At 69.2% G+C, this 15,380-nt stretch carries 33 protein-coding genes; 3 read left to right on the forward strand and 30 right to left on the reverse strand.

The genetic code is table 11. The annotated features are described in order from the left end of the window. Window positions 1-8 precede the first annotated feature (8 nt). From AB0E62_RS34165 to AB0E62_RS34260, 20 genes are all read right to left on the reverse strand, one after another. Window positions 9-476: a hypothetical protein gene (locus AB0E62_RS34165; protein ID WP_362202904.1), complete on the reverse strand. Its 468-nt coding sequence runs from the start codon at window positions 474-476 to the stop codon at window positions 9-11. 88 nt (window positions 477-564) lie between these two features. After that, on the reverse strand, window positions 565-756 hold the full coding sequence (locus AB0E62_RS34170; RefSeq protein ID WP_362202907.1) for a hypothetical protein: 192 nt from the start codon (window positions 754-756) through the stop codon (window positions 565-567). A 1-nt stretch (window position 757) separates the two neighbouring features. Then, complete coding sequence (locus AB0E62_RS34175; RefSeq protein ID WP_362202910.1) at window positions 758-925, reverse strand: hypothetical protein; 168 nt, start codon at window positions 923-925, stop codon at window positions 758-760. A gap of 52 nt (window positions 926-977) precedes the next feature. After that, window positions 978-1,226 (reverse strand): hypothetical protein, encoded by a 249-nt coding sequence (locus tag AB0E62_RS34180; protein ID WP_362202913.1) that lies wholly within the window; start codon window positions 1,224-1,226, stop codon window positions 978-980. A 35-nt stretch (window positions 1,227-1,261) separates the two neighbouring features. After that, a complete protein-coding gene (locus AB0E62_RS34185; protein ID WP_362202916.1) occupies window positions 1,262-1,666 on the reverse strand; it encodes a hypothetical protein in 405 nt (134 codons plus the stop codon). 35 nt (window positions 1,667-1,701) lie between these two features. Next, a complete protein-coding gene (locus tag AB0E62_RS34190; protein ID WP_362202918.1) occupies window positions 1,702-1,893 on the reverse strand; it encodes a hypothetical protein in 192 nt (63 codons plus the stop codon). Between the two features lie 172 nt (window positions 1,894-2,065). Next, window positions 2,066-4,282, reverse strand: coding sequence for a hypothetical protein (locus tag AB0E62_RS34195; RefSeq protein ID WP_362202921.1), 2,217 nt, complete (start codon window positions 4,280-4,282; stop codon window positions 2,066-2,068). Between the two features lie 59 nt (window positions 4,283-4,341). Then, the gene (locus tag AB0E62_RS34200) at window positions 4,342-4,929 is read right to left on the reverse strand and encodes a hypothetical protein (protein ID WP_362202924.1); all 588 of its coding nucleotides are present in this window, start codon (window positions 4,927-4,929) and stop codon (window positions 4,342-4,344) included. A gap of 21 nt (window positions 4,930-4,950) precedes the next feature. Beyond that, window positions 4,951-6,153: a hypothetical protein gene (locus tag AB0E62_RS34205; RefSeq protein WP_362202927.1), complete on the reverse strand. Its 1,203-nt coding sequence runs from the start codon at window positions 6,151-6,153 to the stop codon at window positions 4,951-4,953. A 126-nt stretch (window positions 6,154-6,279) separates the two neighbouring features. Beyond that, complete coding sequence (locus tag AB0E62_RS34210) at window positions 6,280-6,414, reverse strand: hypothetical protein (protein WP_362202930.1); 135 nt, start codon at window positions 6,412-6,414, stop codon at window positions 6,280-6,282. A gap of 197 nt (window positions 6,415-6,611) precedes the next feature. Then, on the reverse strand, window positions 6,612-6,800 hold the full coding sequence (locus tag AB0E62_RS34215; RefSeq protein ID WP_362202933.1) for a hypothetical protein: 189 nt from the start codon (window positions 6,798-6,800) through the stop codon (window positions 6,612-6,614). A 78-nt stretch (window positions 6,801-6,878) separates the two neighbouring features. Then, window positions 6,879-7,082: a hypothetical protein gene (locus tag AB0E62_RS34220; RefSeq protein ID WP_362202936.1), complete on the reverse strand. Its 204-nt coding sequence runs from the start codon at window positions 7,080-7,082 to the stop codon at window positions 6,879-6,881. 79 nt (window positions 7,083-7,161) lie between these two features. Next, window positions 7,162-7,311 (reverse strand): pRL2-8, encoded by a 150-nt coding sequence (locus tag AB0E62_RS34225; protein ID WP_362202939.1) that lies wholly within the window; start codon window positions 7,309-7,311, stop codon window positions 7,162-7,164. Further along, window positions 7,311-7,538, reverse strand: a complete 228-nt coding sequence (locus AB0E62_RS34230) for a hypothetical protein (protein WP_362202942.1) — start codon at window positions 7,536-7,538, stop codon at window positions 7,311-7,313. Before AB0E62_RS34230 ends, AB0E62_RS34225 begins: the two co-directional genes overlap by 1 nt. A 35-nt stretch (window positions 7,539-7,573) precedes the next feature. Further along, window positions 7,574-7,804, reverse strand: coding sequence for a hypothetical protein (locus AB0E62_RS34235; protein WP_362202945.1), 231 nt, complete (start codon window positions 7,802-7,804; stop codon window positions 7,574-7,576). A 101-nt stretch (window positions 7,805-7,905) separates the two neighbouring features. Beyond that, window positions 7,906-8,124: a hypothetical protein gene (locus tag AB0E62_RS34240; protein WP_362203004.1), complete on the reverse strand. Its 219-nt coding sequence runs from the start codon at window positions 8,122-8,124 to the stop codon at window positions 7,906-7,908. Further along, window positions 8,124-8,450, reverse strand: a complete 327-nt coding sequence (locus AB0E62_RS34245) for a hypothetical protein (RefSeq protein ID WP_362202947.1) — start codon at window positions 8,448-8,450, stop codon at window positions 8,124-8,126. The genes AB0E62_RS34240 and AB0E62_RS34245 overlap by 1 nt, the downstream gene beginning before the upstream one ends. A 2-nt stretch (window positions 8,451-8,452) precedes the next feature. Further along, window positions 8,453-8,629: a hypothetical protein gene (locus AB0E62_RS34250; RefSeq protein ID WP_362202950.1), complete on the reverse strand. Its 177-nt coding sequence runs from the start codon at window positions 8,627-8,629 to the stop codon at window positions 8,453-8,455. Then, the gene (locus AB0E62_RS34255) at window positions 8,626-8,877 is read right to left on the reverse strand and encodes a hypothetical protein (protein WP_362202953.1); all 252 of its coding nucleotides are present in this window, start codon (window positions 8,875-8,877) and stop codon (window positions 8,626-8,628) included. Before AB0E62_RS34255 ends, AB0E62_RS34250 begins: the two co-directional genes overlap by 4 nt. Continuing rightward, window positions 8,874-9,374, reverse strand: a complete 501-nt coding sequence (locus AB0E62_RS34260) for a hypothetical protein (protein ID WP_362202956.1) — start codon at window positions 9,372-9,374, stop codon at window positions 8,874-8,876. Before AB0E62_RS34260 ends, AB0E62_RS34255 begins: the two co-directional genes overlap by 4 nt. A 221-nt stretch (window positions 9,375-9,595) precedes the next feature. Here AB0E62_RS34260 and AB0E62_RS34265 point away from each other — a divergent pair, with 221 nt between their 5' ends. From AB0E62_RS34265 to AB0E62_RS34275, 3 genes are all read left to right on the forward strand, one after another. Next, window positions 9,596-10,354: a GntR family transcriptional regulator gene (locus tag AB0E62_RS34265; protein ID WP_362202959.1), complete on the forward strand. Its 759-nt coding sequence runs from the start codon at window positions 9,596-9,598 to the stop codon at window positions 10,352-10,354. Between the two features lie 25 nt (window positions 10,355-10,379). Next, window positions 10,380-10,979 carry a GIY-YIG nuclease family protein gene (locus AB0E62_RS34270; RefSeq protein WP_362202962.1) on the forward strand — a complete coding sequence of 200 codons (600 nt, stop codon included), beginning with the start codon at window positions 10,380-10,382 and terminating at the stop codon, window positions 10,977-10,979. A gap of 479 nt (window positions 10,980-11,458) precedes the next feature. After that, complete coding sequence (locus tag AB0E62_RS34275; protein ID WP_362202965.1) at window positions 11,459-11,728, forward strand: hypothetical protein; 270 nt, start codon at window positions 11,459-11,461, stop codon at window positions 11,726-11,728. A 53-nt stretch (window positions 11,729-11,781) separates the two neighbouring features. Here the strand turns inward: AB0E62_RS34275 and AB0E62_RS34280 are convergent, their stop codons facing one another. The 10 genes from AB0E62_RS34280 to AB0E62_RS34325 form a co-directional block, all read right to left on the reverse strand. Further along, window positions 11,782-12,036: a hypothetical protein gene (locus tag AB0E62_RS34280; protein WP_362202968.1), complete on the reverse strand. Its 255-nt coding sequence runs from the start codon at window positions 12,034-12,036 to the stop codon at window positions 11,782-11,784. Then, window positions 12,033-12,335, reverse strand: coding sequence for a hypothetical protein (locus AB0E62_RS34285; RefSeq protein ID WP_362202971.1), 303 nt, complete (start codon window positions 12,333-12,335; stop codon window positions 12,033-12,035). Before AB0E62_RS34285 ends, AB0E62_RS34280 begins: the two co-directional genes overlap by 4 nt. A 123-nt stretch (window positions 12,336-12,458) precedes the next feature. Further along, on the reverse strand, window positions 12,459-12,698 hold the full coding sequence (locus tag AB0E62_RS34290) for a hypothetical protein (protein WP_362202974.1): 240 nt from the start codon (window positions 12,696-12,698) through the stop codon (window positions 12,459-12,461). Next, entirely contained in the window at window positions 12,695-12,877 is a 183-nt protein-coding gene (locus AB0E62_RS34295; protein ID WP_362202977.1) for a hypothetical protein, read from the reverse strand. Before AB0E62_RS34295 ends, AB0E62_RS34290 begins: the two co-directional genes overlap by 4 nt. Then, window positions 12,874-13,488, reverse strand: a complete 615-nt coding sequence (locus AB0E62_RS34300; protein WP_362202980.1) for a hypothetical protein — start codon at window positions 13,486-13,488, stop codon at window positions 12,874-12,876. Before AB0E62_RS34300 ends, AB0E62_RS34295 begins: the two co-directional genes overlap by 4 nt. Window positions 13,489-13,519: 31 nt before the next feature. Further along, complete coding sequence (locus AB0E62_RS34305) at window positions 13,520-13,843, reverse strand: helix-turn-helix transcriptional regulator (protein WP_362202983.1); 324 nt, start codon at window positions 13,841-13,843, stop codon at window positions 13,520-13,522. Beyond that, window positions 13,840-14,028, reverse strand: coding sequence for a hypothetical protein (locus AB0E62_RS34310; RefSeq protein ID WP_362202986.1), 189 nt, complete (start codon window positions 14,026-14,028; stop codon window positions 13,840-13,842). Before AB0E62_RS34310 ends, AB0E62_RS34305 begins: the two co-directional genes overlap by 4 nt. Further along, complete coding sequence (locus AB0E62_RS34315) at window positions 14,021-14,407, reverse strand: hypothetical protein (RefSeq protein WP_362202989.1); 387 nt, start codon at window positions 14,405-14,407, stop codon at window positions 14,021-14,023. Before AB0E62_RS34315 ends, AB0E62_RS34310 begins: the two co-directional genes overlap by 8 nt. Window positions 14,408-14,439: 32 nt before the next feature. Continuing rightward, window positions 14,440-14,760: a hypothetical protein gene (locus tag AB0E62_RS34320; protein WP_362202992.1), complete on the reverse strand. Its 321-nt coding sequence runs from the start codon at window positions 14,758-14,760 to the stop codon at window positions 14,440-14,442. Window positions 14,761-14,807: 47 nt separating this feature from the next. Then, window positions 14,808-15,188, reverse strand: coding sequence for a hypothetical protein (locus AB0E62_RS34325; protein ID WP_362202995.1), 381 nt, complete (start codon window positions 15,186-15,188; stop codon window positions 14,808-14,810). Window positions 15,189-15,380: the final 192 nt, after the last annotated feature.

Consider the following 15,380-nt stretch of genomic DNA (forward strand, 5'->3'; position numbering starts at 1 on the left):
TGATCTCCTTAGAGGTTGTGGTTGTGGGCGTGTTCGGCGGCGCGGCTGAGAGCGAGAAGGACGGGGCGCGGGCTGGTTTGGGCGTCGTTCCAGCTGGGCACGGTGTCGCCGCCGAACTCGCGGCGGACGACGTCGAGGAGGATCGCGGACGCTTCGTCGGCTTGGCCCGCGCTGGCGGCCTCGGCCCGGATGGCGCCGATCGCGCACCGCCGTCCGTTCTCGTCCCGTAGGGCTCCGCGCGCCCACCCGTCGGTCTCGATCCGTACCAGGGCCCGGTGGAAGAGTGCGGCGAGTGGTGTCTGGTACGGGGTGGGGGCGGCCGAGGGCGGGGCGTCGACGGGGATGCGGATGACGTCGGCGAGGTCGAGCTGGGTTGTGGGGATGCGGGCGTCGACGGCGAGCACTGCGAGCGCGAGCCGCTCATCGAACGTCAGGGCCCGGGGCGGGCTTGCTACGGGGGCGGCGATCGTGGTCATGTTGGGGCTGCTCTCTGCGCGGTGACGTGTGGATGGGCCCGGGGCGCCCCTGGTTCGCTGGCAGGCATCGAGGGGCGCCCCGGCAGAGCTAGTCGGCGACGTCGAAGACGATGCCGTTGGGGTCGATCGTGACGACGGCGCTGCAGACGCCGCAGGTGTAGTCGCGGTGGCCGGCGTTGTGGTCCTGGCTGGTCATGTCGCTGTCGCAGCAGACCGGAGTGTCGTCGCGCTCGGTGTGATCACCGATGGCCAGTTCGTGGCCGTAGCTGGTGGTGGGCACGTCAGTCCTCCAGGTATGTGGTGAGGCCGCGGCGCTGCTCCCACTCGTGGATGCAGCTCTGCACGATCTGCTGTGTGACCGGGTCGGCGCTGTTCTCGTGCTGCTCGATCGCGGCGGCCAGCTCGTCGTCGGTGAATTCCGGGACCGTCTTGTTCGGCCAGTTCGGCATGAGATGTCTCCTATCTGTGCTGGTCGGGGTGATGGGGGGCGCCCCGGCAGGGTTACTTCTCGCGGAGCCGGTAGCGCACGATGGTGACGTCGGACGTCGGGTGGCCCTGGGTCTTCGCGAACCAGGTGACGAGCCCGGCGAGAAGGGATCCCACGGTGGCGCCGGGCTGCGTGTCGTAGGTGCCGTCGGTGACGTCCTGGGTGATGGAGCGGCCGTTGTGCACGGGGCCGAGCTGGAACGTGACGTCCCACGCGTAGCGGCGAGCGGTGAGCTTGGTGTTCGGGTTGCTGTAGTCGGGCATGGCGGTTTCCTGATCTTGTGGATGGCTGGGTGTGGTTACCAGCGGCCGGCGCCGAGCCGGGTCCGCTTCCGCGGGTCGCTGCTGTCGGCGACGCGCTTCTCCAGGCCGCGGATCTCGGCGGCGTCGAGGATGCCTTCGTAGTTGTCGCCGAGGGGTGCGCCGACGCTGGCGGCGACGTCGGCGATGTTGCGCATGCGGCGGGGCGGGGTGTCGTGGATGGGGCCGTGGCAGCGGAGGATGGTGGCTGCGTCTGAGCCGTATTCCGTGCAGGGGGTGTTGGTGAACGGCAGCCGGCCGGTGAACACGATCTCGCTGTACAGCTCCGCGTCCTCGTAGGGCGCGAGGTTCTGGGCGATCTTGTAGACGATGTAGTACGGCTTGCCGAGCTGAATGTCGCGGGCGAAGCGCCTCTCGTCGCCCGCGCCCCAGGTCTTGGCCATGGTGATCTCCGTCGTGGTGTGAGGTGGGGGTCGGCTCAGGCGATCTTGTCGGCGTGGAAGCTGACGGGCTCGAAGTCGGTGCCGTACCGCCGTTTGGCGCCCTCCACGATTCCGGGGATGATCGAATGGACGGTGGCGTTGGCGGGGGCTGTGGTGCCGCCCGTGATGGTGATTTCGCGCTCGGAGTTGCGGATGACGAGCGTCCAGGTCCACGAGCTGGTAGCCATACATTTCTCCTGTTTGTAGTGGTTTGTTCGGGTGGACATGTGGCGGTTTGTACCCGGACGTCACCCCGGACGGGGGGTGGACGCGACCCGGGTCGCGTCCGGGTCGACAAGATCAGCGTCCGGGGGGTGTCCGGGGGACTGTCCGGGGCATATCGGGGCGTTTTGCCGCAGCTCAGTGGCCTTCGAGGAAGCTGAGGGCCTCCGCGATGGGGGCCCTTCTATAGCCGTTCACACGGTTCGGGAGGCCCGGGATCTGGATCTTCACCGTGGTCCCGGCGCCTGCCGCTCGCAGGAGCTCACCGAGACGGTCCTCGGTCATGCCGCCGCCGATGATCTCTGCCATCTCGCCACACTGCGCCACGTCCCGTCCGAGATCGTTCATGGCGATCAAGCAGCCACGCAGTGCATCCATCTGCATCCGCTGCTCCGGCGTGCGGTTGATGGCGGGCCGACCCGGGACGCCGTCTCGCTTGGGCCCGCCAGCCGCCGAGGACAGGCCGGTCGCGTTGAGGAGGTGCTTCTCGATCGGGTCGTCCCACTGGCCGGCCAGTCGCCCAGCCGCCTGCCGGATCTTCGCTGCCTTCTCCAGCAGCATGGTGATCTCGCCGCGCTCGTCCTCATCCAAGTCGTATGACCGGGCCAGGTCGGTGACGCCAGCGGACGTGTTGACGAGCCAGCCGAAGCCGGGCCGTGGCGGATCGAACTTGGAGGCGTCACGGCCCGCGCTGGCCTGGCCGCCGCCGAGAATCGCATTGGATTGGGTCGCGTTTTCCACGGCCATCGCCCACCGGGCGCCGCAGTTCATCGCAAGGGCCTGCGGGATGACGTCCGCCTCCGGATACTGGGTGATCAGCACCATGAAGATGCCTGAGCTCAGACCAACCGCGGACAACTCGATGAGCGCTTCGAGGATCTCTTCACGCAGCGGCTTGCCCGGGCGGGTGTAGGTAGCGAGCTCGTCAATGACCAGCAGCTCCAGGCCGCCAACCTGCTCAATTACTGGCGTTACGAGCTTGCTCTTGCCGAGCGCACCGAGATCGGCCTCGCGTCGATCCTTGTCGGCCAGCAACGCCTTGAGCAGGGCGAGCAGGCGCTCCGGGTTGGGCTTGAAGTACGTTGACGCGACTCCGGTCTTGGCGTAGGGGTCCCACTCTCCGTTGTTCTTGCCTGCCACAAGACGCACGTTGATCCGCGGGTCGAATCCGGTGCCGACGACCAGGTTGGACGCGCCGACACCCTTACCAGAGCGGCTGCGGCCTGCGATAACGAACGACTGGTTGTTGATCGCCAGCCGAACGGTGATACCTCGCTTGTTCCAGGCGACAGGCACCCCGTCCTTCCATGCGTCGAGCTGGACGGGCCTCCTAAGGAGAGGGGACGGCCGGGTGTCGGCGAAGGCGTCCTTGTCCGTCATCCACAGCGAGGTGCGGACCTCGGTGCCCGCCTTCTCGATGTCGACCATGGACACGTCGCGGCCGAGCGCGCCGGCGAGCTTGGGCAGCTTCTTCTTCAGCTCGGCGACGGTGGTCCGCGGCGGCAGGTCGAAGACGACCGTGGTGTTACCGTCGGCATCGCGTTGCGGCACGGCCAAGATCTGGATCTTCTCGTCCCCTCGCACCTCCCCGATGGCGCGCAGCGCCGACTCGAGTTCCTCGACGGTGAGCGCGGGCGGCGGCGGGGCGTCAAACTCCCGCGGCTTCAGGCACGGTTCGGACTTGCTCAAGTCGACCGTCGGGGCGGCCTGTGCCGGGGTGGCCAGCGACTGCACCGGCATCACCGGCATGGTCGGGGCAGGTGCAGGCTGGCCGGCGACGAAAGGGCGAGACACGAGGTACCAGCCGTAACCGGCCGCTGTGCCGAGCGCGGCGAGGACGATCGGCTGCCCGTGCGCGGTCATCTCCGCCGCGGTCCCGAGCGCGGGCAGCGACGCGAAGCCTCCGCCGAAGAGGGCCGCTGCCCGGCCGGCTTTCTTGGTCTGCTGCAGGCTGGCGATCTCCCGGTCGGTGGGGGGCAGCACCGGCTCGGCCTGCATCGTCTCCAGCCGCGCCTCGGCCTCGGCAACCTGCCCGGCCAGTGAGGACAGGCCACCGACCTTGACGTCTTCCTCAGCCTGGGCCTTTGCCACATGGAGACGGGCGTGCAGTTGAGCGACGTGCCGCTGCTGCTGGGCGATCCGCTCCGCCTGCCGCCGTCGCCTGCGGTCGGTGGCGGCCTGAACGACGTCGACGTGGTCCAGGTCGGCGCCAGCCAGCCAGTCCTTCGTGCGGGCGACGGCGTTCCGGCGCTGCTCGGCGAACGCCGCCTTGATGCGATCGCCGCGGGTGGGCTCGACCACCTCCTCGGCCGTCTCGCTCTGCTCGGTCTGCTCCGGCTCAGCTTCGGTGGCCATGAGTGGCTCCTTCCTGTGTGCGGGGCACGGCCCGGGTCAGGGCCGCGCGAGTGGGTGGGCTAGAAGCTGGACCAGACGTTGCCGAGGCTGGTGCCGACGGATCCGCCAAGCTGCTGCACAAGGGGGCCGACAAACGTGGGGGCGAGATAGACACCGAGGGCGGTGCAGGCTGCGGCCTGCGCCAGCTTCACGGAGCCCCGCTTGATCATGTAGCCCACGCCGATCAGGAGACCGATCCCGATGGCGACGGTGACGCTGATCGCTCCCCCGCCGGCCTGGGTGGTGATCTGCTGGTTGACCCCGGCCGGCTGCTGCTGCGGGGTGTTCATGGGGTTCTCCAGCCGTGTGACCCCGTTGTCGGGGGCCACCCCGGTTGTGTAGTTCGGGCTGCCGTCCTCGCGGTAGGCGACCGCGGACACGGCGGTGACGTGGTCGGGTGTGGCCTGGTGGCCATAGCCGCCCATCCCGGTGATCCGCACGGTGCGCCCGTCGGGCAGCTGCACGGGCGCGGTGACCGCCCGCTCGACCGTGTGCTGGGTGGCGGCAGCAGCCGGCGCCGGGGTCGTGGCGGTGATCGCTGCGGCGCCCCCGAGGAGGGCCACGGCCGCGCCGCCCGAGACGGCAATCTGACGGAAGGTGACGCTCATGTTGATCTCTCCTGACGTGAGCTAGTTGGCGTTCGGACGGACGTCTTTCGCGGCGTTTTTCTGGCGCAGCAGATCTCCATGCGCGCGGCCGGCTGCGCGGCTGTAGCGGGGGGTGTCACCCGGCCTGCGGACCGGCGGAACAGGCCTGTAGTTGGAGCGGGGTGTTTGGATCGCACGCTGGGCGTTCATGGTCTTGGAGAGGGCGTTCACGGGCTTCTTCTGGCGGGCTGCTTCGACCCTCAGCTCGGCGGCATTGCGCATGCGGATGATGTCGGCCGACTCGGCGGGGTCGGCGCCTTCGACGTCGCGGTGCGCGCGCTTCCACACGGCCTCGGTGACGGTGGTCTCACCGAGCGCCGCAGCGATCTTGAGTGCGTGCTCCCAGACCTTCGGGAACTCCCTGGCCCGCATCTCGGCAAGCTGCCGTCGGGCCTCCACCGCCGCCGTCTCCGCGGTCCTCTTCTCATCGGCGCGGCGCTTCTCCTCGGCAGCCTTCTCCTTGGCCAGCCGCTCGGCTTCCTTCTTCGCGGCCCGGCGTTCGCGGCGGGTGGGGACGCCGTCGCGCTTGCGGATCCGGCCGTGCTCGTGGAGGTCCCACACGCCGGGGCCGGCGATCGAGGCGACCGCGGTGCCGATGGCGGTGGCCGGGTCGAACGCGGTGAGGCCGTGCCACAGGTTGACGCCGGCGGCGACGAAGGCGAGCAGCCAGGCAATAAGCCGAAAATGCCAGTGCGGGCGGTGCGCGGCCACCGCTGCGGCGGCGCCACGGAGGACAACCCAGGCTGCACCCTCCAACATGAACGGCGCGGAGATCATCCACGGCGCCTCTTCGCTCCAGAAGGCGGCCATCTGCACAGGGAGGGCGACCACGCCGCACATGACGGCGAAGGCGATCGCGAAGAACCGCCAGGAGTCCTCGGCCTCCACAGCCTTCTGCTGCGTCTCCTGCTCGACCGCCTTCTCGCGCTCGGCCTGCTCTGCCGCCTCCCGCTCGGCCCGTTCCGCAGCGGCCCGTTCCTGCTGCAGCTTGGCGATGCGCGCCTCACGGGCGGCCTGCTCCTCACGGGCGCGGGCCTCGGCCTTGTCGTTGGCGATCTTCAGCTTGCGGGCTTCCTCGGCCGCCTTGACCTTCTCGGCTTCGGCCCGGCCCTCGGCCTCGATGCGGGCCGCTTCGGCTTCGGCGGCGGCGCGAGTCCGGATCGCCTCCGCCTCGGCGTGGGCCACCGGGTCGTACTCGAACCGGGGCTCGGGCGAGGCCAGCGGCGTGCCGGTGACCCTCTCGACGGATGGGGCGGTCACGGTGATCGATGTCCTTCCTGGGCTACGGGGGGATGCAGACGGGGGCGGTAATCACCAGGGGCGGCGGTCGAAGCGCGTCGAGGAGCGGGGCGCCTTCGTCCGGATGATCACGAAGGGCGTCAGGATGGCGATGATCAGGCTGGTCACTACGAGGGCGAAGCTGATGGCGAACTCGAAGGTGCTCACGGTGGTCGATGTCCTCTCGGGTTAGCTGGCCCGCACGCGAGCGCGTCGGTACAGGCGGGTTGATTCGCCCTGGCGGGGCGACGTGTCGGGAGCAGGCCCACTGATGTGCTGCTCGCCGGGCCCGGTGGGCTGCCAGCCGCGGGCCGGCCCGGGGCCGCGACTGTCATCCGCCCGGCCAGCTCCGCTCTCGGCGGCCATCAGGCGACCGCCCGCCGGTTCCGCAGCCAGGCGATGACACCCAGCCCGAGCCAGGCCGGCCCTGGCACCAGGCCGACGATGACGGCGATCCCGGTCAGGGCCGCAGCAATCGGCGCCGCGACGGCCGGCCACACACCGACAGCGATCAGATACAGCCCCAACAGGGCAATGAGGATGATGCGGAGCATGACGACCTCACAGGTCAAAGAGACGGTGGGGGTGCTGGTCAGATCTCCAGGGCGCCCGTGCGAGACGGGCACCGACGGCTACTGATCAGCTGCGGCCGCTTCGGCCTCCAACTCGGCGGCCTTACGGCGGTGCTTCTCGATCGCCGCCTCGCGGGTGGCCTTACGGGCCACCGCGTCACGCTGGCTGAACAGGCCGTCGTCGGCATCACCATCGCGGGCAAGGCTGTCGGCCTGCTCGGTGTGCCAGCCGGCGAGCTTGCGGAGCTGGTTGGCGTAGTTCATGACGGTCCTCTCCGGGCCGGGACTGTCCCGGCTCCCCTCACCGCCCGCGCACTGTCGGGCGGATCAGGCAGCCGGTCAGTCACCACCAGCGGAGCTTCGGACGGTCGGGGCAGCCGTTGCGGGCGTGGTCCTCGCACGCCTCACACGGCGTCTTCTGATCACCGAGGCCGAGCCAGTTGCCCTTGTGCAGCACGGCGTGCTCCTCGCACTGCTCGCAGCGATCCGGCATCAGGCAGCCGCCGGCAGGTGCAGGCCGCGGATCTCGTCCATCAGCGGCGGCTCGCCCGGGTTCGCCGCGTCGTACAGCGCGACCTCGTAGGCGACGTGCGCCCGGTCGATCAGGTTCGTCGCGGCCAGGTAGTCGGCGATGAAACCGGCCCGGACCGTGGCGTGCGCGGCCTCAGCGAGCCGCTCGAACGGGTCCTCGGCGGCGGAGATGAGGGTGAACGTGGGCATGACGGTGCTTCTCAGGAAGTGTGGAATGGGGCAGGTCAGGCGGTGGGACGGGGCAGGGCGCGGCACTTCTCGGCGTGCTTCTGGGCGTGCTCGTGCGCGATGCTGTGATGCCAGAACGGGCTGCTCTCGTAGGGGCAGCCAGTGCACTCGTAGCCCGTGCTGTCGCCACCGCCCCGAACGTCGACGGTGGCCCCGCCCACGGTCACGTAGCGGGCGATGACACCCTCCGGCCAAGCAGCGGACTCGGAGCGGGCGGAAGAAGGCATGACGGATCTCCTCAGCTGGTCAGGCAGGGATCGGGGTGGGGTGGGGTGCCGCGGCCGGCAGGCGAGGGGGATGGGAGCCGGCCGCGGCCGAACAGAGGCCCCTACCGGGGGCGGTTGTTGCCCTGCGAAGCGTCGATCGCCGCGAGCAGGTCGCGCAGGACGTAGTGAAGGCCAGTAGCGGCGCGAATCATCGCGTCCCGGTCGTGGATGTTCGCCGTGGCCTTCTCGGCGAGAACCTCCCGAGCCCGGCCGATGGCCTGCTCCAACGGCAGGACGAACAGCGGATCGTTCTCCGGCTTGTGCAGCGGGTCGTAGGCCATCACGCGTCGCCGTCCAGCGGCGGGTAGAGCGTGGCCCGGATCGCACCGAGCACACCGCCCTTCCCCGAGAACTGGCCGTACAGGTGGACCACGCCGCTGGAGTCGGCCCGCTCCGGGCTCACCTTGGCGTTGAGGTGCCGGGCCCACGCCTCGAACACCGCCCGCTGCTCCGACACAGGCGCCGTCATCAGCGAATCCACGGTCCCGACCAGCGCACCCGACACCGACAACGTCCACGACACCGCCGGCAGATCCGCGGCCAGGAACTCACCCAGCGCCTCGAACGCAGCCCGCTGCCAACGACGCCTGTACTTCTGTGAGTCCACGGTCACCACCCCCGCAGCTGCATCACGCGGCGACGCTCGGCCGGCTCCGTGGGCAGCGGCGGCAAGTCCGGTGTCGGCTCCACGGCGCGGACGAAGCTCGCCAGCTCGTGCGCGAGACGGTCGGCCTCGCTGAGGCCCGGCTGCGTCGGCGCCGGACGCGACTCCACCGGGGCGCTCACCGGAACCACCGCCGCTTCTTCGGCTTCGGCGGGACCCGCATGGCCAGCGCGTCACCGTAGAAGGACTCGCTCAGCCGCAGCCAGAACGCCCACAGCTCCTCCGACGGGGCCGCCTCGCTCAGGGCCAGCGACTCGGCCGCCAGCTCATCGAAGATGCGAACCAGCGACTCGCTGTCCGACGCCTCGTGCAGCACAGCGGCCAGAGCGGCGAGGTGGGACGGGGGCGAGATCGGCGACTCGGCGCTCATGCGACACCACCGCGGGCCCGACGCAGCGCCTCGTCCATGTCCGGGTCGCTGTCGCCGACCGCCCCGTTGTGCGCCTCGGCGGCGTCGGCCAGAGCCTCGATCCGCTCGGCGAACGCCCGCAGATCCCGGGCGAACGCCCGCGCCATCTCCGGCGTGTGGTAGTCCGGCAGGCCGTCGTGCTCGACGGCGATGTGCGCCCGGCGCAGCCGTTGGTCGGAGGCGGAGGGGTCGGCCTGCAGCATCGCGTACATCAGCAGCGAGCCGTCCCGCTTCAGCAGCGAGGAGATGCCGACGTCCTCGGACGCCGACGTGTGCGTGATGTCCTCGAACGGCATCGGCTCCTGGTCGTGCCGCTCCACACACCAGATCGGGTCCTGGATCCAGGCGGTGTGGAACGACTCCCGGGTGCCGATCAAGGCGGGAACGAGACGGTGACCCGGCGCCAGGGCCGGGACGACAGGGGCTGGGGCGGACGGAGGCTGTACGGTAGTGCTCATGGTTGGTCTCCCTGGCTTCTAGGGATGGCTGCCCAAGGCCCCTTCGGTGCGCTACCACCGGTGGGGCCTTTTGCTTGGCACGACCTAAGTGAAGCACTACAGTAGTGCTACTGCAAGTCCCCATGTCGACCCTCAGAGAGATCCGCTGTGCTCCCACACGAGAAGCCGCAGCTAGTCTTCGAGAGGAGACCGTGTAGCACTACACCAAGGAGGACCATCGCGTGCCCGGAGCAAGCAGGAAGCCCAAGAAAGCGGCGGCAACGACGCCGACAGAGCTGGCCGCCCACTACCGCACAGCGATCCAGGACGGAAAGCTCGCACCTGGCGAGCGGCTGCCGTCTCACAGGCAGGTCACCGAGGAGTTTCAGACCTCGCCCAGCACCATCAACAAGGCATGGCAAATCCTGAAGACGGAGGGGTTCATCCGCACCGAACCAGGCAAGGGCACATACGTCACGGAGCAGTCTGACGTGGCCGTTACCGGAGCAGCGCGGCTGCGACGGATCGAGCGCACTGGGCACCCTTACGCGCCTGGCGAGATGGCAACCAAGAGGTGGGTCGGCATGAGGTCCGTCGCCGATCCGAAGATCGCCGAGCTGCTCGACCTGGAACTGCACGATGAGGTCGTAATCCGCCGGCGAGTGCACCGTCGCCCGGGAAAGCCGCCCACGCTCGACACGTCCTACATCCACACGCGGGCCCTGGGCGACGTGCCCGAAGTTCTCGACAGCAAGCCATTCGATCAGCCCTGGCACAAGATCTACACCGAACGCACTGGTCGCCAGGTCATGCGCGGCGCGGAACAGCGAACGGCTCGTCTCGTCTCGAACGACGAACTCAAGGCACTGGGAGTGGACCTCCCCCAGGAAGTGGCGGCAGCTGTCCTGGTGGTCGTCAACGTCTTCCATGACGAGGAGGGGCCGCTGGAGGCATGGGAGGACGTCTATCCCCCTGGTGCATGGGCTGCCGACGAGGAGTAGCAGAAAAGGGGCCCGCTCAGATGAGGTGAGCGGGCTCTCTTCGATCATCGCACCACTTGGGATACCTCAGGGAGGGGCCATCGCTACGCACCAGGGCCGCACTGCGGTTTATCGACTGTACGACCAACATGACGCACTGATCTACGTCGGAATCACGAACAACCCTCCGCAACGCTGGCGGCTTCACGCCTACGAGAAGCCCTGGTGGTCGGACGTCACTCTGCGGGAGATCGAGTGGTTTGCCACCCGGGCGGAAGCCGAAGCCGTGGAATCCGACCTGATCGCGTATCGCAGGCCGAAGTGGAACAAGGACGGAGGCGAACGATCGAGAGGTAAGCCCGGTTCACCGTCGGGGCGCCTGCGAGCCGGGTGGACGCCAGACGACGCCACCACTGAACTCGTCGCTCTCTACGAGGCCAAGCAAAACGAACTGGCTGCCGTTCGGGACCGGTTGGAGGCCAGACTCGTAGAGATCATGCGGCAGGGCGTCTCGGCCACGCGCATCTCGAAGTTCCTCCCCTTCAGCACGGTCATGATCCAGGCGATCGGTAAGCGCGCTGGCGTCCCGCTTCTCAGGAAGCCCACGGTCCGCAGCCTTCGCGACGAGTCGGAGCCGTCCGCCTGACGCCCGCCCCCCTTCGCCCCCGGCCTGTCCGGGGGCGTTGTCGTGCGCCTATTTCGCGCCATCCTTGCTGTCCGTTTTGCCCCGTAGAACTACGCAGAACTGCGGGTCACCCAGCAGGCAACTTACGCCTTGCGCGCGCGCATGACCGCAGGTGACCCCGCGAGAGGAGACATCCGTTCTTGCTGTTATCCCAGGTCACAGGCAACTAATGGTGCGTTAGAGTGGGGCCTTTTCCGCTCCGCTGGAGGGAGCCGAATCTGGATGATCACCTTCTGGCTAGATCGCGAGCTAGCCCCATGACCGGCTAGGTTCTGGGTCATCTCCCCGGAGATGCAGACGGCCGGGCGGTTCGCACCCGCCCGGCCGTGTGACCAGTGAGTTCGCAGCTCGCTGGTCTTCAACCCGACTCCCCAAGAATCGAGGTCTCAATGGCCCACCGTACAGCCCAAAGCATTACCGTGCCATGTCCTACCGGGACAGTGGATGCTCGCGTTCCCGCCCCCGGCCACCTGCTCGGCACCCCGCTCCCCGAGCTGCTGGCCGAGTTCGCCGTCGACGTTCGTGCGCTGGAGGCGGAACCGGGCTTCACGGGCGGCGCCTACGTCCGATCGGACGGCAGTGTGCTATTCGTGCGTCCGGCGGGCCGGCCGGAGGCGGAGTGGGAGTTGATGGCTCGCGCGATGCTGGGCCGGCTGCTTCGGGTGCCGTTGCCGCCGCTGCCGGACCGGTACGAGCTGACTGAGCTGTAGCCGCGCACGCGAAAGGCCCCGCCCGGGCGCTCCGGGCGGGGCCTTCTGCTGGTCTATGCGGCGGCGTAGTCGACGAGGGTGACGGTGATCGTGTGGTCGTTGATGATCACGATGGTGATGACGTTGCCGCGGGCGCCGGTGCGCATGCGGATCAGGCTGTCGGGGACGTCTTCGCCGTAGGCGACGGTCGCGCCGTCGGGGTCGTCGCGGATGGCCTGCAGGAGCTGGAACAGGGTCCGCTGGGTGTCGAGGGGCTGCCTCATGATGTCCCGCCGGAGGTCGGGCGGGACGATCAGGTGGTACGTCACGCGGCGTCGCTGCTCCCTCGCCCCAGGCTGGCGGCCCATTGGTCGAGCCACTCGTCGGTTTTGCCGTCGTCAACGTACTGGTGTGGTAGCTCTCCGTGGTGATTTTGCGCGAACTGGAGCGTGCGTTCGAGGGCGGGGCGTGAGGCGTCGAGGCGTTCGACGAGCCGTACCCATGTGGCGATCACGTCGGGGAGCTGATCGACGGGCGCGAGGTTGATCTCTGCGAGGAACTTCTGCCTGCTCACCGGGTGGGGCAGCGCGTGGGCGATCGAGTCGATGGTCCACGTCTGCTCGCTCATCGCGTCCTCCTGGCCCACACAATTCTTGGCGCGTGATTTCACCGTAGCGCACTGTTTAGTACGCGGAGGTGGTACCACCCCTCAACGTTCAGGGGTGGTACCTGTTGGCATATGCCGCTGGCTCTATGGGGCTGGTCTTGTGTGCTGAATGGCGAGGCAGTCGAGGTTGTCGGCTTCGAGGTCGATGGCTGCTGCGGCGCCGGCCAGGGTGCAGTCGGGGTCGTCGGCGAGGTTGCGGCAGCTGGCGGCGATGGCGCGGAGGAGGGCGACGACGGCGTCGGCTCCGAGGTAGGCGTGCCCGTCGGTGGCGGTGACGATGGGCAGTCGGCTGGTGGCGTGTTCGGCAGGTGCGTCGTCGCTCACAGCCATCTCCAGTCGCGGGGTTCCAGGCTGTCGTCGTCGTCAGCGTTGTCGAGCCAGGCGTCGAGGCAGTCTTGGCAGAGGAGGGTGGTGTAGCCGTGCCAATGGGTCCAGCGGGCGACGGCCGGCCGGCTGCGTCGCAGCCCCTTCTCGACGATCATCGTGCAGCACTGGCAGTTCATGCGGCCCGCCTCTCGGCGAGGGGCAGCCGGAGCGCCTCGCTGTGCCCGTACTGCGCGGAGCAGGAGGGGCAGCGGACGCCGGCCGTGTCTATGGTGATCTTCAGGGTGCGTCCGCAGGGGCAGCAGACACCGATCTTCCTGGGCTGCTTTTCGCCGGTGACAAGACCCCGCGCTTGCGCTGTGACCTTGCCCAGCTCCTGCGCGATCTCCTTCACCGCCGGGTGCTCATCGCAGATGACGCCGAGGTTCGTAAGCAGGACGGTGCACGCCCAGTCGACGATCGCCTGCACCGACTGGTAGGCGGGCACGTCCCAGTTCTCACGGTCGCAGAGGTCGCGGGCCCAGCCGCCGACGACGCCTTCGATGCCGCCGCGGGAGCGGAGATCGAGGGCGTCCTCGTTGGACGGCATGCTGCTGCCGGGTGTGCTGGAGACTGCGGGGCCGTCGCCGCGCCGGCCGGGGAGCAGGGCGACGGCGAGCTGCCGGTACAGCTGGGGCAGGTCTCGCAGGTCGTCGGCCATGCGGTCGCGGCATCCGCGGTGGACGCGTTCGCGGGCGGCGCGGTCGCATACGGCGCAGGGGACGGTCTCGGGTGCGACGTCGTAGATCACTGCGGTGCCTTTCGTGCGGGCGTGCGGCGGGTCAGGCGGCGGTGCGGCGGCTGCGCCGTGCAGCCCGGTAGGCGATCTCGCCGCGGGCGCAGTCGTCACAGGGGGGTTCGTGGCGTCGGAGGTGGGCGGTGTAGCCGGCGTGGTCGCCGTGGCGTTCTCGGCGGAGCAGGCCGGTCTGGTAGGCGAGGTGGATGGCGTGAGGGGCGTTCCGGGCGCCGAGTTTGTGCATGGCCCGGTTGACGGTGGGGGTGACGCCTTTCGCTGTCATGACCAGTTGTTCGGCGATCTCCTTGTGGGTGTAGCCGAGGGCCACGAGTTGGAGGACGCGGAGTTCGTGGCTGGTCAGTGGGGTCACAGGTACCTCCGATCGGGTGTGATGGTGGTGATGTGCTGGAGCTGGGCCGCGGTGAGTCCTTGCCCGCGGAGGTCGCGGGGCTGGCGTTCGGCCGGCTCGTGGAGGGCTTCGGCGCCGAGGTCGCAGAGCTGGTCGAGGGTGTCGGGGTCGTCGCGCCAGGTCGGGCCGGCGGGTTGGTCACGCATCGGTCGCCTCCTGCGGGCCGGCCGCTCGGGTCGCTGCCGCCGGCGCGGGCTGGTCGAGGGCGTGGGTGACTTCGCAGGGCCACGGTTGGCCGCAGTCGTTGCATGCGTTCGTCCGGACGCCGCGACTGTGGATCTCACGGACGCGGGCAATGGCGGCTTCGGCGCGTGCGGCTCGGGCTCGCTGCTCCTCGTAGGCCTCGGGTGGTGGTGTGGCGTCGCCGCGCCCGCAGTGCTCGCAGTAGCCGCGTGCCACCTCGCGGAGGACGGCGAGGTCAGTCTTCGCGTGATCGAGGTCGATTCGGGCGATGGCCAGGGCCTGTTCGGTCATGGTGGCGTACTGCCGGAGGTCGATCAGTTCGGCGTACAGCTGGGCGTACATGCTGAGGATGTGAGGCGGGACAACGGGGTCGGTCACGGCTGCCACTCCGGGTCTCGGTTGGTGATCAGATCGAGTTGCTGCTCGTCGGGGAGCTGGTGGAGGAACTGGGCGTCGTCGTACCGGGCCTGCTTGTTGGCGAGCGCTTCGGTCTCGGTGGCGCCTGTGAGGCGGGCCCAGGTGGCGGTGCACCAGGGCGTGCCGTCGAAGGTGTGGAGGCGGCCGTGGCTGAAGCACCAGGCGTAGAGGATCGGCTTCTGTCCGGCTCCCTTGCAGCGGTAGGCGCGGGGGCTCAGGTAGCCGCTGCCGGCGGGGCCGCCGTGGTGACGAAGGACGCCGGTTTTCGTGAGGTTCATCTCGCGGTGGCAGACGGGGCAGGTGCCGCGTCCGTAGGGGCTGGCGGTCACTGCTGCTCACCGCCGTTGAGTTCACGGGCGAGCGCGAGGGCCCAGGGGTTGATCTCGCCTTGGTCGTCGCCGTCGGCTTGGTCCTCCAGCAGGTCGGCCAGGAGGAGGCCGACTGTGGGGTCCATGGTGGCGGCGTACTCACCGTGTTCGGGTCGCATGCCGGGGCTGGCGGGGGTACTGGGGGTGATGCGGACGCCGGGTCCGACGGGGTTCTCGGAGTAGATGTAGCCGCGGTTGTCGCGCTTCTTGAAGTGCCAGCGCGCGGTGGGGGCGTTCTTGCGGCGGCCGTCGGTGCTGGCCGCGGTGGCGAGTGCCCGGAGCTTCTCGGCTGCGGTGCGGATCTCGCTAGCGAGGGTCGGGGCCGGGGTGTCGGTCACGTGCTGCTCCTGGTGGTGTGGCCCGCTCGGGTGTGCCGGGCGGGCGGCGGGCTACGGCTGGGCGTTGATGGCGCGGGCCACTGCGAGGGCGCGGACTAGGTGGGTCGGATGGGCTGGGGTGTCGCCGACGTTGAGGTACTGCACTGCGGTCTCCAGCAGTGCGATGAGGGGGTCCCTGAAGTCGAGATTGAC

The organism is Streptomyces sp. NPDC038707 (genome assembly GCF_040636485.1).
In the GTDB taxonomy this organism is placed as follows: Bacteria; Actinomycetota; Actinomycetes; order Streptomycetales; family Streptomycetaceae; genus Streptomyces.

What these genes read in the sequence shown, in the direction of transcription:
- AB0E62_RS34230 (WP_362202942.1), bottom strand. Translation starts at nt 7,538, where the DNA reads ATGCCCACGTTCACCCTCATCTCCGCCGCCGAGGACCCGTTCGAGCGG.
- AB0E62_RS34295 (WP_362202977.1), bottom strand. Translation starts at nt 12,877, where the DNA reads ATGAACTGCCAGTGCTGCACGATGATCGTCGAGAAGGGGCTGCGACGC.
- AB0E62_RS34255 (WP_362202953.1), bottom strand. Translation starts at nt 8,877, where the DNA reads ATGAGCGCCGAGTCGCCGATCTCGCCCCCGTCCCACCTCGCCGCTCTG.
- AB0E62_RS34285 (WP_362202971.1), bottom strand. Translation starts at nt 12,335, where the DNA reads ATGAGCGAGCAGACGTGGACCATCGACTCGATCGCCCACGCGCTGCCC.
- AB0E62_RS34225 (WP_362202939.1), bottom strand. Translation starts at nt 7,311, where the DNA reads ATGCCGGATCGCTGCGAGCAGTGCGAGGAGCACGCCGTGCTGCACAAG.
- AB0E62_RS34165 (WP_362202904.1), bottom strand. Translation starts at nt 476, where the DNA reads ATGACCACGATCGCCGCCCCCGTAGCAAGCCCGCCCCGGGCCCTGACG.
- AB0E62_RS34260 (WP_362202956.1), bottom strand. Translation starts at nt 9,374, where the DNA reads ATGAGCACTACCGTACAGCCTCCGTCCGCCCCAGCCCCTGTCGTCCCG.
- AB0E62_RS34185 (WP_362202916.1), bottom strand. Translation starts at nt 1,666, where the DNA reads ATGGCCAAGACCTGGGGCGCGGGCGACGAGAGGCGCTTCGCCCGCGAC.
- AB0E62_RS34190 (WP_362202918.1), bottom strand. Translation starts at nt 1,893, where the DNA reads ATGGCTACCAGCTCGTGGACCTGGACGCTCGTCATCCGCAACTCCGAG.
- AB0E62_RS34310 (WP_362202986.1), bottom strand. Translation starts at nt 14,028, where the DNA reads ATGCGTGACCAACCCGCCGGCCCGACCTGGCGCGACGACCCCGACACC.
- AB0E62_RS34200 (WP_362202924.1), bottom strand. Translation starts at nt 4,929, where the DNA reads ATGAGCGTCACCTTCCGTCAGATTGCCGTCTCGGGCGGCGCGGCCGTG.
- AB0E62_RS34215 (WP_362202933.1), bottom strand. Translation starts at nt 6,800, where the DNA reads ATGCTCCGCATCATCCTCATTGCCCTGTTGGGGCTGTATCTGATCGCT.
- AB0E62_RS34175 (WP_362202910.1), bottom strand. Translation starts at nt 925, where the DNA reads ATGCCGAACTGGCCGAACAAGACGGTCCCGGAATTCACCGACGACGAG.
- AB0E62_RS34240 (WP_362203004.1), bottom strand. Translation starts at nt 8,124, where the DNA reads ATGGCCTACGACCCGCTGCACAAGCCGGAGAACGATCCGCTGTTCGTC.
- AB0E62_RS34220 (WP_362202936.1), bottom strand. Translation starts at nt 7,082, where the DNA reads ATGAACTACGCCAACCAGCTCCGCAAGCTCGCCGGCTGGCACACCGAG.
- AB0E62_RS34195 (WP_362202921.1), bottom strand. Translation starts at nt 4,282, where the DNA reads ATGGCCACCGAAGCTGAGCCGGAGCAGACCGAGCAGAGCGAGACGGCC.
- AB0E62_RS34315 (WP_362202989.1), bottom strand. Translation starts at nt 14,407, where the DNA reads ATGTACGCCCAGCTGTACGCCGAACTGATCGACCTCCGGCAGTACGCC.
- AB0E62_RS34320 (WP_362202992.1), bottom strand. Translation starts at nt 14,760, where the DNA reads ATGAACCTCACGAAAACCGGCGTCCTTCGTCACCACGGCGGCCCCGCC.
- AB0E62_RS34180 (WP_362202913.1), bottom strand. Translation starts at nt 1,226, where the DNA reads ATGCCCGACTACAGCAACCCGAACACCAAGCTCACCGCTCGCCGCTAC.
- AB0E62_RS34235 (WP_362202945.1), bottom strand. Translation starts at nt 7,804, where the DNA reads ATGCCTTCTTCCGCCCGCTCCGAGTCCGCTGCTTGGCCGGAGGGTGTC.